13 protein-coding genes and 1 riboswitch are annotated in these 15,295 nt (G+C 40.9%); of the genes, 1 reads left to right on the top strand and 12 read right to left on the bottom strand.

Features of this window, described 5'->3' with window-relative positions; genetic code table 11:
• Positions 1 to 741 precede the first annotated feature (741 nt).
• From MUN87_RS17770 to MUN87_RS17725, 11 genes are all read right to left on the bottom strand, one after another.
• Positions 742 to 1,242, bottom strand: coding sequence for an SRPBCC family protein (locus MUN87_RS17770; RefSeq protein WP_244742342.1), 501 nt, complete (start codon positions 1,240 to 1,242; stop codon positions 742 to 744).
• A gap of 830 nt (positions 1,243 to 2,072) precedes the next feature.
• Entirely contained in the window at positions 2,073 to 3,569 is a 1,497-nt protein-coding gene (locus MUN87_RS17765) for a sodium:solute symporter family protein (RefSeq protein WP_244742340.1), read from the bottom strand.
• A 251-nt stretch (positions 3,570 to 3,820) separates the two neighbouring features.
• Complete coding sequence (locus MUN87_RS17760) at positions 3,821 to 4,228, bottom strand: Zn-ribbon domain-containing OB-fold protein (protein ID WP_244742339.1); 408 nt, start codon at positions 4,226 to 4,228, stop codon at positions 3,821 to 3,823.
• Positions 4,225 to 5,388, bottom strand: a complete 1,164-nt coding sequence (locus tag MUN87_RS17755; RefSeq protein WP_244742337.1) for a thiolase family protein — start codon at positions 5,386 to 5,388, stop codon at positions 4,225 to 4,227. The genes MUN87_RS17760 and MUN87_RS17755 overlap by 4 nt, the downstream gene beginning before the upstream one ends.
• The gene (locus MUN87_RS17750; protein WP_244742336.1) at positions 5,388 to 7,316 is read right to left on the bottom strand and encodes an acetoacetate--CoA ligase; all 1,929 of its coding nucleotides are present in this window, start codon (positions 7,314 to 7,316) and stop codon (positions 5,388 to 5,390) included. The genes MUN87_RS17755 and MUN87_RS17750 overlap by 1 nt, the downstream gene beginning before the upstream one ends.
• Before the next feature lie 2 nt (positions 7,317 to 7,318).
• Positions 7,319 to 8,476, bottom strand: a complete 1,158-nt coding sequence (locus MUN87_RS17745) for an acetyl-CoA C-acyltransferase (protein ID WP_244742335.1) — start codon at positions 8,474 to 8,476, stop codon at positions 7,319 to 7,321.
• Positions 8,477 to 8,669: 193 nt separating this feature from the next.
• Positions 8,670 to 8,782, bottom strand: a riboswitch (SAM riboswitch).
• Positions 8,783 to 8,863: 81 nt separating this feature from the next.
• On the bottom strand, positions 8,864 to 9,214 hold the full coding sequence (locus MUN87_RS17740; RefSeq protein ID WP_244748003.1) for an ASCH domain-containing protein: 351 nt from the start codon (positions 9,212 to 9,214) through the stop codon (positions 8,864 to 8,866).
• A 443-nt stretch (positions 9,215 to 9,657) separates the two neighbouring features.
• The gene (locus tag MUN87_RS17735; protein WP_244742333.1) at positions 9,658 to 10,140 is read right to left on the bottom strand and encodes a cupin domain-containing protein; all 483 of its coding nucleotides are present in this window, start codon (positions 10,138 to 10,140) and stop codon (positions 9,658 to 9,660) included.
• A gap of 83 nt (positions 10,141 to 10,223) precedes the next feature.
• A complete protein-coding gene (gene cydS, locus MUN87_RS22525) occupies positions 10,224 to 10,322 on the bottom strand; it encodes a cytochrome bd oxidase small subunit CydS family protein (protein ID WP_439649633.1) in 99 nt (32 codons plus the stop codon).
• An 11-nt stretch (positions 10,323 to 10,333) separates the two neighbouring features.
• Positions 10,334 to 11,359 (bottom strand): cytochrome d ubiquinol oxidase subunit II, encoded by a 1,026-nt coding sequence (locus tag MUN87_RS17730; protein ID WP_244742331.1) that lies wholly within the window; start codon positions 11,357 to 11,359, stop codon positions 10,334 to 10,336.
• Entirely contained in the window at positions 11,359 to 12,702 is a 1,344-nt protein-coding gene (locus MUN87_RS17725; RefSeq protein WP_244742329.1) for a cytochrome ubiquinol oxidase subunit I, read from the bottom strand. The genes MUN87_RS17730 and MUN87_RS17725 overlap by 1 nt, the downstream gene beginning before the upstream one ends.
• A gap of 466 nt (positions 12,703 to 13,168) precedes the next feature.
• Between MUN87_RS17725 and MUN87_RS17720 the strand changes: the two genes are divergently transcribed.
• A complete protein-coding gene (locus MUN87_RS17720; protein ID WP_244742327.1) occupies positions 13,169 to 13,738 on the top strand; it encodes a TetR/AcrR family transcriptional regulator in 570 nt (189 codons plus the stop codon).
• A gap of 37 nt (positions 13,739 to 13,775) precedes the next feature.
• Here the strand turns inward: MUN87_RS17720 and MUN87_RS17715 are convergent, their stop codons facing one another.
• On the bottom strand, positions 13,776 to 14,735 hold the full coding sequence (locus MUN87_RS17715; protein WP_439649673.1) for a pectate lyase family protein: 960 nt from the start codon (positions 14,733 to 14,735) through the stop codon (positions 13,776 to 13,778).
• Positions 14,736 to 15,295: the final 560 nt, after the last annotated feature.

Raw genomic sequence — 15,295 nt, 5'->3', positions numbered from 1 at the left:
TAGAAAAACTCGACATGGATCTGCCATAGCTTTTTCTTTAACTTTGTACATGTAAATATTTCTCCACGTCGGTCTGCTTCATCGCTGAAACTTACACTTTCTTAGTTCATAAATGAGTGATTACTCACTCACATTAAACCATATAATTTACTCATTGTAAATCACATGCCACACCATTTATTCTATTCAGGTAGTCTAGGCAAAAATTACACGATTGACTAGGTATAGTTGACTCTTTCGCTACTTCGTTTCCTACATACATTACTAAAAAGGAGGCGTTTTTTTTGGAGAGAAAAAAGACGACCAAGCCAATGTCACTAGATATAGCAAAAAAAATACAAAATGCTAAAAATGTCTATTTGACTGAGAAAGGAAAACAGATTTTAAAGAACTTCATACGTTAATTTATTTTTAAGAAATGCCGATCAAAATCCGCTCGGTGCTGTTTACCTTATTCAGCTGCCTGTAATTTGGATTATGTTAACTATGGCTGTATGGCACAATGGTCATTTTGATAAACCTAGGGAAATATGCCCCGTCAGACGCGGAGTTGTTGGCTGGAGTGGTATCCCACCAAATGTATCATTTTAAAATAACCACGAAGCAGTCAGTTAACATAATCCATATTTCAGGAACTTAGCATCATTTTCAATATGATTACAGCTGTAACTGCACTTTTATGCTTTCTTGACTTATAAGAAAGACTTCAATGCTCGGATTGAAGTCTTCCTTTAAGGTTAATTACATGTTGGGATATTGAATCTTTCCTGTTTCTACTAATTGTTTCAAGCCGGCAAACATCATTTCCCATCCTGCTTTAGTACTGTCATGATATTCTTTGCCGGCCCTTTCGATATCTTCATCTGACCAATTCTCCTCATGAGGGACGATGATTTTTTGAATGAAAGTCATGTGACTGCCATTTTTTGTGGATTCAATCGTAACAGTAATTACATCTTCCGTATCACTGAACTGTGGCATCTTAAACGTTTTAACGATTTTATTTGGTGCATCCAAGACTCGATACTCGCCAATTGCTCGGTAATCTTTCCCATCACGATGGTCCACAATCTCCCATTCACCACCGATTTTCGCCTCACTCTTCGCTACTTTATTGGTCATCTCCAATGTAAAAAGCCATTTTTTCATTAATGATGGATTGATCCATGCCTCATACACATTTTCTGCTTGTACATCAAATGCTTTTGCCATTGTTAATGTAACCGTCGACTGTTTTGACATCGCTTACACACATCCTTGTAAAATATTTAGACTTACTATCATTTTACTACAGAATGATTCTATAGTTAAAGACTTTTCTAAACGTACCCATCACTTCCATACCCGCACGGTTCTAATTTACATAAATAATATACAACTACCTATAATATGGATTATGTCAACTAATCTTTACTAGCCAAGCATCCATATTGGGATATTTAATATGCTGGGATACCTCTCCGTCCAACCACTTCGCGTCCTGCGGGGCACGGCTGAAGCTAACTTTGTGAAGGGCACTTCACAAAGTGGATCTCCAGCGCCTGCATAATCCCGCGGGAGTCTACGTGGTTGGCCTACGCTATGGCTTTGCTCTACAATTAATAATACAGCTAGTATTTTGATCGGTATCCTTTAGTGTCTATACCTCATCTTTAATATGGATAATGCCTAGCACCGCTGCTTTTCACTTTTATATACGTTGTAGCACTTCCCTAAAGCGTAGGAAATAGGCGGAGACTCCCGTGGAATCAGCACGAGCTGAAGATCCACTTATTTGTGCCTGTGTCTGCAAGTAACGCTTCGTAGTAAGCTTCCTCGGCACAAGGCAGCACAGTTGCTATTCAAGTAGTAGCCTAGCTGAAGCCGTTCCCACAGGACGCGGAGCCTATTTCCGGAGCTTTGCTAAGCAGATGATCTATATCAAAATGACCATCCTTAGTTTACATAATCCATATTATAGGAACTCAACTTCATGTTCCATATGAGTACTGCTGTGACTTCACCCATATGCTTTCTTGAGTGAGTATACAGAAAAACTTAGAGAATGCCGTCTCTAAGTTTTTCACGTTTTTCTATACTGTTTTCTTTAACACAAGCTCTTCATGTTTTTCATCAGCAGTCAAGAAACCGATCGCACCCATCACTACGAATGATGCTAAGGAAGCGAAGAACATTGCTAGATAAATATTTTCGATCACATTTAATTGTGTGAAAACGACATAAAGCCCTGCACCTGTGATGACAGCTCCTATTGCACCATAGTTCGTCGCTTTCTTCCAAAAGTAACCGAGTGCGATTGGTGCTAATATACCTGATAAGATAGCAGAAAAGCTAAATTGAATTAAAATTGATAACGAATCTGGTCTGTCCAGCGATATATAGAGAGACAATAAGCCGACAACTATCAATGAGCCCTTTGCTACTTTCACTGATTGTGATTCCAGTTGAGCTTGTCCGATATCCTTTTTGAAAATAGGTGCCAGTACACGGTAAAAATCATTACCAATACTGGTTGTTACCCCTAAATAAAGACTGTCGGTACTAGATAAAATTGCTGAAATAATGCCGACGATCATGATTGCAGCGATAATTGTCGGAAATGAATCAATCACATACATTGGAATGGCGGCATCCGGACTCGAAAGTGCTGGAAACAGGACACGTGCAGCTAATCCACCGAGTACCATCAAGGTGGAAATCACAAATAATACAAGACCGGTTGATAACGTAAATGGCGCCAATTCCTCTTCTGTTTCAATCGACAATATTTTATTCAGTAAATGGGGCATCAGGATGAAGCTGAATAAAAGAAATTGCACAGCCATAATCGCTAATACACTGTTATATGGACCTTCAACTCCAACGAAGGTTGTCAGATTAGGATCAGCTGCTGCAAGCTTGGAAGTCAGCTCCCCAAATACATTAATACCACCGCCAATGGTCCAAAAGAAAGAAATGAATATAAGAATCGAAGTAATTGCCATCAGCAAGCCTTGAATTCCATCTGTAATCATTTGGGCATAGGCACCGCCTAGTCCAATATACAGAATCGTAATCGTTACCCCAATAATAATTCCCCAGAAATAAGGGATACCAATTACTGTTTCAAATATTGTCGCCAGCCCTACATTTTGTCCTACAATATAATAAACATTAAACAAAATAAGTACAGAAACAATCACTTGCAAGGCTTTAGAATTATAGCGACGTCCTAACCATTCAGGTACTGTAGATACGCGACCGAACTTCTTACCATAGCGCCAGAATGTCTTAGCAAATATCAACAAACCAACCCAAGATACCCCGAAACAGCCTAACGTATACCAAAGAACAGATGTACCATATTGATAAGCAAGTCCCGGCACACCAATAAACAAATTAGCACTGGAATAAGAAGCTGCAAAGCTTGCTCCTACTAACCATGGACTTACCTTACCTCGTGCTGTTGCAAATCCATTCATTGATTTACTAAAGGCGCTCCCTTTTTTACCAATCCAGGTCACGACACCGAAATATGCTACTAATAAAATTATGACTGTCCAAAGAAGTAAACTTGATTCTGCTAACATCTTTTCTACCACCCTTAGTTATTTTTATAAAGTGAGACTTCAATCAGTAGGGAGGTTTTTTTCCCCACTGATTGCTAGCGAAACTTATCAGGAAGTTATCGTCCGTTTATCCCTACTTTGCTTCTTAGTAATCCCTCAATTTTAAAGTGGGGATATTACGGACGGTTTGCGCCGCGATAAAACTTGAACCAAATCGAAAGTCCGATAATCCAGAAGACAGCAATTAATGCAAGATACGTATAAATCATGATTCACGCTCCTCCTCTCTTTTTGAAAAACGGTAATTGTCGCTCATTCAGGACATGATAGCTGATTTCAACTGGTAATTGATAGTGAAGCTCCTCTGCTCTGATCAATAAATGCGTCAGCATGGAAGGACCTTCTTCTAACTCAACAATTCCTACAGCATATGGAGTAAGAGATTGCCATGCAGGATGACTAGCGCGATGCACGATGCTCCATGTTTTCAAGCGGCCTTTTCCTGTCGCTTCCTGCCATGTAAGGCGATTGCCGAAGCAATGAGGACAATGTGCTCGCGGGTAAAAAATCCAATGCTTGCAATCCTCACATCGCTGCAGGTTAAATTTCTTCTGCTCCATGCTATCCCAAAATGGTTTCGTGATCGGTGTAATTGTCGGTTCCGGAAATGAAATATTCATGACAGCTCTCCTCCTAACACTAATGAGGTTGTTTCACTTAAAGTCGCACCATTGCCTGTCACCAGTGCATGCTTGGCGTTAGGAATTTGCCGTTCGCCGGCTTCACCTCGTAACTGTACAACAGCCTCAATCACATGAGACATACCACCTGCTAAATCAGCTTGACCAAAGCCCAGTTGACCGCCATGTGTATTCAACGGATAATCCCCATCATGGCTGAAGCTATGCTTGCGGATGAAATCACCAAACTTGCCTTGCTCACATAATCCGATACTTTCCAGCTGCACCGCAACAACACTGGTATAACAATCATACAAGGAGAACAAATCAAGTTCTTCCGCTGAAATATTGGCCTGCCGTAAACTTTGAGGAATCGAATATTGAAAAGGTAACTGATCCAGAGCAGGTGCTTGACTGACAGCACGATGGGTGATTTTTTCGCCTGCTCCTCTCAAAAACACTGGTTGTTTGGCAGCTTTTTTTGCCTTCTCTTCTGAGGTCACAATCACTGCTGCTCCCCCGGCACATGGCATCACAATTTCCAACAGATGCAGAGGATCAGAAATGATCGGAGAATGTGAAATATCCTCTAACTCTACTGGTTTGTTATAAAAGATGGCCTTAGGATTTTTTAAAGCATTTTTTCTCGACCAATAGGCAATCCGGGCAAAGTCCTCCTGCTGTGAACCATATTGCTCCATATGCTGCCTTTTCAGCAGTGCATATGACGTGTTAGCCCCTGAAGCACCAAAAGGTACATCAAATTCACGTATAGGATTACGATTAGGTGAACGTGGGGCACTATCTCTTTCATTTTTATTTGCTAATACACAGACAACTGTTTCGCACATACCAGCTTCGATTGCAGCTGCTGCACGCCATATCATACCAGCCCCGGTAGCTCCACCGAGATCTACTGTATTAGACATAGCTGGCGAAATGCCTAAATATTCTGACACCGTAGCAGGTACGTGCTGTGGTGTTTCCCCTACCTGCGGACCAACCAGCAAACCATCTATTTCATCTTTAGTAATAGCGGCGTCTTGCAAGGCAAGCTGGACCGATTCTGCTATTAAACTCAATGTTGTTTTCCCTTCTGAATAGCGCTCTGGTTGGAGCTCACCAATACCGATTATCGCTCCTCTTGGACGTTTTACCATCAGTAACACTCCTTTTTCTTGATGTCGCTGAATTCGGCTAAACATGCTGGATTACGAATCGATGCTTGGTTTTTCACCTCTGCACCAATAGCTGTCGTCTTCGCAGCTCCTTCTACTTTTTTACCGTTAATCGTATGAGGAATGTCTGAAACTTGATAAATTCGTCGTGGTACATGACGCGGCGATGCCTTCTGCCGGATTTCCTGACGAATAGTTTGTGCCAACTCTTTCGTTAAGTGTTCCGTCACCACGCATAACACAATTTCCTCATCATTGTCACAAGGCAAGCCAAAAACGACGGAATCTTGTATTTCATCAATATGATCCACCACACTGTAAATCTCAGCGGTACCAATCCGGATGCCTCCTGGATTCAAAACTGTGTCTGCTCTGCCATAGATTACTAGCGATTGATCGATTGTCTGTTCAGCAAAATCACCATGTGTCCAGACGCCTGGTCGATCTGAAAAATAATTATTACGATAGCGTTCATCGCCGCCCTCTCCATAGAACGTAAGAGGCATGCTCGGAAAAGGCTCCGTACAAACTAAATCGCCTTTTTTGCCGAAGACAGAAATGCCGCGTTCATCCAATACATCCACAGCCATGCCCAATGCTTTGCAGCTAATCTCGCCACGAACCACCGGATGAATGGGAGAACCCATCACAAAGCAGCCAATAATCTCGGTACCGCCGGAAATCGATTGAAGCATGAGATCTTCTTTAATGGTGTCATATACCCAGTCATACTGCTCACTAACTAAGGGAGCTCCGCAAGATAGTATCGACTTTAGAGAGGATAACGTATAGTCATCTTTTAACCTTACGCCCGCTTTTGCTAAAGACTCTAAATATTTTGGGCTAGTGCCGAAATGGGTTAACTGAATCTCCTCTGCGATATCCCATAGATGTGCTGGGCGATCCGGTAACATTGGTGCTCCATCATATAACAGTAACGATGCACCACTTGCTAACCCTGTTACGAGCCATGGATACATCATCCAGGCAGTGTTGGTGTACCAGAACAGTGTATCTGTTTCTTTTAAATCGCCATGTAGCTGGTGTTCCTTGACATGTTGCAACAATGTACCACCAACTGAATGGACAATCGCTTTCGGCAAACCGGTTGTACCTGACGTGTACAAAATATAAAGAGGGTCACTGAAGTTTACTTGTTCGAATTCTGGCTTAACAGCTTGATTATCTAATAGTGATTCCCAGCTTATCGCACCATCCGTAATATCTGTCGTAGTCACTACATGCTGTATACTATCCATCTGTGCTGCTATATCCTCGACTTTAGCAGAAATATCAAATGGTTTTCCTTTATATTGATAGTGAAGGTGAGCAATCAATACTTTCGGCTGCACTTGCCCAATTCGATCGATAATCCCTTTTGCACCAAAATCCGGTGAGCAAGACGTCCAGATTCCTCCAAGGGAAGCAGTTGCCAATAACGCTACAAGGCCGTCAATATTATTCGTTGTAACACCTGCTACACGATCGCCCTTTCTCACACCTAATTGTCTTAAACCATGTTGCGCTTTAGCCACTTGCTCGCTTAGATCTCGAAATGTGATCGCTTGGGTCACACCTGTTTCGTCTGCCTGATAGGCTGCTATGTTGTCAGGATTAGCGCGCAGGACATTTTCTGCAAAATTAAGCGATGCATCTGGAAAAAAGACCGCATCCGCCATGGAAGCTGCTGCAGTGTAATATCGATCGCCCTTTTCTCCAATGATACCAGCGTAATCCCATACAGCTGACCAAAACTCCGCAATATGAGTGATCGACCAACGGTGCAGTCTGTCATATGGAAATAACGGCTGATCAACAAACTCGGCAAATGCTTTTAGATGGGACTGATCCGTATCATGCTGGGAAGGTTGCCATAATACTCGGTTATGCGTTGCAATTTGACTACTCATGATCATTCTCCTTTCGTTTGCACTTCAATTAAAATCGCTATTCCTTGACCACCGCCGCCACATAATGAAGCTATTCCTTTTCCACCGCCACGACGTTGTAATTCTTTAGCTAAGGTTAAAATTAACCGAAACCCTGTTCCACCTAGTGGATGCCCAATCGCGATTGCTCCACCGTTAACATTCACCTTATCCATATCAATGTTAAGCGCATGACAGCTTGCAATAACCACACTTGCAAAAGCTTCGTTTATCTCAAATAAATCAATATCGTCAACCGAGAGCTGTTGTGCTGTTAACAGCTTCTCTACCGCATCAGCTGGTTTTGTTTGCAAACTGGTATCCGGACCTGCTGTTTCTGCCCAACCAGTAATCGTTGCAAGCGGAGCAAGACCTAATGCATCAGCTTTTTCACTAGATGTGACGATACCGATACTCGCTCCATCCGTCATCTGTGATGCATTCCCTGCCGTAATCGTGCCCCCCTCTGCAAAGGCAGGTTTCAAGTTTGCTAGTTTTTCTGCCGTTGTCTGCGGACGAATACCCTCATCTTCCTCTAACAAGCCGGGAATTGGCAAAATCTCATCTTGTAAATATCCTTTGGTCCGAGCTGAGGCTGCACGCTGTTGAGAGAGAGCGGCGAAGTGATCCTGCTCCTCTCTGTCAATGCCATATTGGTGATTTGCCTGTTCCGTCAGTGCTCCCATCGATTGCTCACTCAACGAACACCATAAGCCGTCATGTATTAACGTATCTGTCATGGCTTGATGCCCAAACTTTTTAACATGCTTCGCTATCGTATAAGGTGCATTCGACATGGAATCAAACCCGCCGACGATATAAGTTGTACCTTCCTGCAACTTAATTCTCCGTGTCGCATCAATGACAGACGCTACTCCCCCTAAACAAACATTATTCAATGTAATAGCAGGAGTATCGCTGCTTATTCCAGCCTTATATGCTACTTGCCTTGCAGGGTTTTGGCCTTGCCCTGCCTGAATGACTTCCGCTAACAGCACACCATCAATCGGTGCTAATTCAGGATATTTTTCATGCAAGTACTTCACTGGTTCACTTGCTAATTCAGTTGCTGAATAGGATGATAGTGCCCCATTCCATTTTCCAAAAGGTGTTCGTATTCCGTCTATAAGTACAATCGACATTCTGTATTCACCCTCTTAATTTTTTACTAGCTTTATAGTTTTTTGAACATATCAAATATTCTGATTTTTAAAGTTGCTAAAAGCTTTTCATACAGATCGCACGAGTCAACGACTAAGCTCTCCACTAAAATTTTTCTGCATATACAAAAATCTCCCTACCTAGAGATAGAGAGATTCAACTTGCTACTATAACTCCTTATCTCTACTAAGTATAGTGACTTAGTTGGATTTGGCACCTGTATTAAGCAATGCTTAATGGTTGCCGAGGCTTCAAAGGGCCATTCCCTCCACCTCTCTTGATAAGACAAGATCCTATTAAGTTAACGTTTTGATTATTGATAACTTTAGCATGTTTTGTCGTTATATGTCAATGGCAGAATGACACCATTAATCAACGGCACTAAACTCGTGTACCCACACCTTCATTTTTGGTCCCCATGGCATTCCAGGATGAAGTGCTAAAATAGCTTGTTTGTATGCTTCTAAATTACCAAAGCCTTCACGTTTAGCATCCTCATCTGTAATCATTCCAAGTGACTGCTGATACACTTTATCGACACGGAAATGATGGTCTTTCAAAGTCATTACCTCTCCAATATCTGCATATCGGCCATTTCGTCTTGTTGCCGTTTTTTCTCCATTAATCACTTTTTCTACATCTGCTTCTATTGTAACAAGACGATCAATTGTACATGTTTTTGGTGGCAACTGCTGGTGCGAGTTATGTTGATTACTCATCATATATCTATCCTTTCTATATCCAATAAAAATAATTAGTCTATATAAAGCAGTGGGCGTTTTTGACCCTCTATGATTGCTAGCGAAACTTATCAGGAAGTTATCGTCCGTTTATCCCCCACTTAGCTTCTTAATTTACCTCTCGAATTTTGATATGGGGATAGTAGCGCCGTGATAAGAATAAATCAGTGTTTTGCGCAGAATACTTCCCTTCTTATTCTATCACAGCACCAGAAGCTATTCATCTGGGTAAACTTAATAAATACTGAACATTTCGTGTCAAAATCGTTATGTATGGAATTGGGACAACAATTAAGGGGCCAGATACTACTTCTTATCTATTCTCAAATCGTCTGCCATATAAAGATTTTAACTTTGATTACTCATATATTTATCCTAATAAAGCAAGCTGCCAAACTCAAGTTTGACAGCTTCATTATCTGTTATTCCGCTCGCATGGCGCTTTGTTTTGTTTGGTGTACGGTGCCATATGGATGCTCGGGCGGGGCGTAGATCGAATATAACTTTAGCGGTTCATATCCGGTGTTGACAATATTATGCCATTTTCCCGCTGGTACCATTATTGCAAAATCATCGCCCACATATTGCTTATAATTCAAGTAATTCTTTTCGTCTCCCATCATGACCATCCCTTGCCCTTGTTCAACCCGAAGAAACTGATCTGTATCAGGGTGTACTTCTAAACCAATATCTTGCCCCACACCAATACTCATTAACGTCACTTGCAGGTGTTCCCCAGTCCATATCGCTGTTCGATAGTTCTGGTTCTGTTTCGTAGCTTCGTCTATATTTACTACATATGGCTGCCCACCATAATCAGCTGAATGATGCTGTTGCTGTACAGGTCGATAATAATAGCCAGGGTAGAAGTTATGGTAATAATAAGGTTGATAATACACGTCCATTCTCCTCTCCTTATACCTTTCTCTCCATCCTATGCAATAAATCGGATAGGCGTAAGTAAGGAATAAAAAGAAAAGCTTATTATTCAAGAAGCATCTTTATCCCGAGCTGCCCACCAGAAGACGAATATAAGCGCTACGATAATAATCAGGAATGGTGCAACAAAAATCAGAAATTCATTCATCTTTTTTCCTCCTATACATGATGATTCTTCTTACCTGTTACATACTCTTTGTTAAACAAGAACAGTCTTAGCAGTAAGTGAAGGGAAGGTAGCAGCAGCAGAAAACCTAAAATAAACGCAATAATTAAAGCCGTTGCCATTGCTTCATTAGTAAACCCATCGTATAAGGTCAAGTGTGGATACAACAAATAAGGTCGATGTGACCAGCCATAACCAAGAAAAGCAATAAAAAATTGTGCTACCAGCATACAAAAGGCAAGTGCGTATTGACGTTTCATTAAAATCAGCCAAAAAGTTCCGATAAACAATAGACCTGATATGAGAAAAGCCCACCATATGTCAACGATATTCTCAAAATGTTCAGGATTGTGCGCACGAAGCTCAACAATAATCCCAAAAGCAGTTATCATGGTCGGGAACGCCCAGATGAGCGCGTATTTACGCATCAGACCCGTTGCCTCCTCATCTCCTGCATGCTTGGCATACCAGGTAAGAAACACGGAAGAAATATACAAAACAGATGTAATCGCGAGAAAAACGATGCTCCACGTTAATGGACTGTAAAATAATTCTTGGTAGTGCAATACCGGAGCCCCGTCTACAAGCGAGACAAATCCGCCCTCCGAAATCACCAGCGAAACAGACAGCGCTGCCGGAATTAACAAACCAGACAACCCATATGCAAAAGCATACCCTTTGTGCCCTCGCGACCCATACGTTTCAAATGCATAATAGGAACCGCGAATCGCTAATAAGATAAGTGCCAGACTGGCGGGGACGAGTAAGGTTGTACCGTAATAAAAAGCAGTCTTCGGAAAGAAGCCGATCATACCTACAAAGAAGAAGACAAGAAATACATTTGTCACTTCCCAGACAGGGGACAGATAGCGCTGGATAATCTTGATCAGAATGTGATTTTTATTAGTCAACAGACTGTATGCATTGAAAAAGCCTGCTCCAAAATCGATTGAGGCAATGATGACATAACCGAATAGAAATAACCATAGCACGGTGATGCCTATTATTTCTAATGTCATTAAAAGTCACTCCCTTTTTCTCTAGTGCGGTCTTGTAATTCTTGTTCCACCGGATTCCGTCTAAACATACGGGATAGTATCACCACTGAACCGATACCCAGCACTAAATATAACAAGGCAAAAGCAATCAGCATCAAATCAACATGGTTACTAGTCGTTGCTGCATCTTCTACTTTAAGTATGCCTCGTAAAATCCATGGCTGCCGGCCTACTTCAGCCAACCACCAGCCGGTTTCAATGGCGATAATCGAGAGCGGTCCACCAGCAACGATCAGCCAGCGATACCACTTTTGATTAACAAAACGCCAGCCCCGACGCTTCGCATATAAATACAGTCCCGATACGAACAGCATCAGCATACCGATTGCGACCATAATATTAAATAAGTAATGGATATACAAGGGTGGTATTTCATCTTCCGGAAATTCATTGAGCCCTGTCACTTCAGCAGTTGGATTACTATGAGCAAGAATACTCAAAGCATATGGGATTTCAATCTGATACTTCACTTCCCCGTCCTGCAGTACCCCGAACAAAATCAGTGAGGCATTTTCCTCTGTTTCAAAATGCCATTCGGCAGCTGCCAGCTTTTCCGGCTGGTATTCAGCTAAATACTTACCGGATAAGTCTCCAATAAGCGCTGTCGCGATCGAAAAGACAAAACCAACTTTCATCATTAAATAAATCGCTTTTTTGTGATAAATATGATTAGATCCTTTGAGGAGACGAAATGCACCGATAGCTGCCAGCACAAAAGCCGAAGTCATATACGCAGTTGCAACAACATGCGCTACTTTCGTCGGCATTGCCGGGTTGAACATCGCCAGAATCGGACTGATATTAACCAGTTCACCGTTTACAATGTCAAAACCTTGAGGCGCATTCATAAATGCATTGACCATCGTAATAAAAACCGCTGAAAAAGAGGCACCAATCGCCACTGGAACAAGCAATAGTAAATGTTTCTTCTGATTCTCGAACCGATCCCACGTGTATAAATAAATCCCTAAAAAAATCGCTTCAAAGAAAAAGGCAAACGTCTCCATAAAGAGTGGTAACGAGATGATATGTCCTGCCAATTCCATAAAGTTCGGCCATAGTAGCGACAATTGCATACCGATCACAGTTCCCGTCACAACACCGACTGCAACTGTAATCACAAAACCTCTTGTCCATCTTCTGGCCAGCAGTATGTAATGCTCATCATTCTTTTTGATCCCGACCCATTGTGCGATCATAATCATTAACGGGACGCCAACACCGATGGTTGCATATATAATATGAAAAGTGAGGGTTAACTCAGTTAATACGCGACTAAAAAACACCGCTTCCTCATTTGCCATTCGTCATCACTTCCTCTCTGCTAAAATAGTTTTCCTATAAAAGAAAGCAGCATGATTCCTGCTACAATAAACGCCAGCCACATCAAATACCTCTCTTGTTTTTTATACATATATATCACTCCTTGCCATTATTCTACCCTGACTTAGATTTTAATAATCGATCTTTTTTTAACACGGCGCTAACCGTCCGTAATATCCCCACTTCAAGATTTGGGAGATAAATAAGAAGCTAAGCGGGGGAGGGATTATGGACGATACTTTCCCATTCTTGGAAACGCACACCTTAACAGTCAATCAACTTACGAATATGGACAACTTTCTATGATTCATATTATCAGAACCAACATTTCACATTTCAGTTTTATACCGTAATTATATGCTTTCTTTATCATACATTTCCCTCTCGGACTTGGTTGTGGTAATATGTGCTTGTGCTTATAGTAAATATCACAAGGAGGGGACTTTAATGGACCGGCGCATCACAAAAACATTAGACCGAATAATGAATGCTTTATTTACGCTCTCCTCGCAAAAAGCAATCAAATCCATTACCGTTTCGGATATTATTACGGAAGCAGATATAAATAGAGCTACCTTCTACTATCACTACAAAGACAAATATGACTTAATTGATCATATTGCAAATAATTTACTTAAAGGTTTGCAGAATGAGATATCTCTACCTATAATAGGAACCTCATTCAGTGATATTATCCATCCACCTTTATTGGCTGCCTTCGCACATGTTGATGAGAACCGCCATATCTATCACATATTCTTAAGCGAAAAAGGGCTGGTAGACTTTCCTTGGAAAATGACAAACGCTCTTAAAGAATCGATCGGAGAAAATGTAACGCTTTTGCAGAAAAACGGAGGGCAAATTATTGTCAGTAAAGATTTTTTAACGAATTATATTGCAGGTGCTATCCTATCTTTAATTATGGACTGGATTAAGAATGATTTACCCTTCTCTCCCCAGGAGATGGCCGATCAAATGACACACGTTTTGACACAAGGTATTTATAAGCAAAAGTAAAGAGAGCTACAAAAATTTGCAGCTCCCTATCGGTCATTTAAGGCTGTACAACACCAACACCTGCATTTTGCGTTACGACTGATTTCACATCATTAACAGGAGTTAATGAGTAGCTGTATGGCACCGTATAATTCGTCGTAGATGTAGTCGGCTGACTGCCTGTACTATTAATATACAAGTTATTAGATACGTTCCAATAGCCAGTGCTATCGCTATACCAATAACCTAATGGATCTTTAGAATCTTCGAATACATTATTTTCTACCAACAACTCGGCTCCCATTCGGGAATTAATACCAGTGTCAATAATACCTTCAAAGTAGTTATTATACAAGTGTCCTTCTCCATGACGGAAAGCAGGTACTCTTGAGTTTAGATCTTGGAAATGGTTATGATGGAAGGTGATATTTCGATCATCGTCATCACTATCAGATGAGCCCATCAACATTGCTTTCCAGCTGTCATGCACATAGTTCCATGAGAACGTAATATTATAAGCATCACGCTTCACATCAAACAGGCCATCATAGTGATCTTTATCGACATTTAAATCTGCGTAAAGCTCGTTATGATCCACCCAAATATTGCTTGATGGTCCTTCCACACTAATAGCATCCTTATCACCACTGTCTACTTCATGAATCGTGAGGTTTCGAATAATTACATTATCTGCACGCCAAACTTTTATGCCGATTCCGTCAAATTCACCATTCGTACCAACACCAATGATGGATACATCAGAAACATCTTTAATGTTGATTTTGCTATCTGACGTATTACTAGTTGTAATTGTGCCATCTACATATATCTTAAGTGGCGTGTTTTCATCCTTTTCATCTAAGGCGTCGGCAAGCTCATCACCTGTCTGCACAGTCACTTCATCTCCACCATTACCGCCAGTTGTCCCACCATCAGATGTAGCAAACCCTGTCATTGAGAAATCAGGTGTAGCTGCAAACGCGGGAACAGACGAAAATCCTACAATTGACAACATCATGACAAAAATGATCAGCGATTTCATTGATATTTTCTTCATTTTCTCACGTCCTTTTCTGAAATTTTTTTGGTGACTATTGATTTTCGAAACATCGATCCTCCTTTCTTGATCTGACAATTCAAACTTAACATGTAATCGCTTTCTTTTAAATAATCATTTTTACAGTTTTGGTACATTTTTGTAAAATTTAACTATTTAAATACCATAATTTTCTATTTAAAGAGCAAAATTCACAATATTTCGAGATCACTTGACATACTTTTCTACTAACCTCGTCAATATTCGAAATCATCATTTCTGAGCTAATGATTATGTATAGAGCGGATTAATAGCTGGCATTTAATTTGATAATGAAACGAATTGAGTTGTAAAGTAACTTTTTAGCTATCTTAATATCAAGTGAGGCTTCAATCAGTGGGGGTTTTGTTCTGCTGATATCTGTTAACAAAACTTATCAGTCTATTACTTAAATTGCAGCAATCATGTCAGCAGACTGCTATAACCTGCTGTGTTCAGAATTGTAAATACGTATACAAAATTGTAAATAAGCACACTTTTAG

Source organism: Gracilibacillus salinarum (assembly GCF_022919575.1).
In the GTDB taxonomy this organism is placed as follows: domain Bacteria; phylum Bacillota; class Bacilli; order Bacillales; family Amphibacillaceae; genus Gracilibacillus; species Gracilibacillus salinarum.
This window is presented reverse-complemented; position numbering and strand designations above follow the sequence as displayed.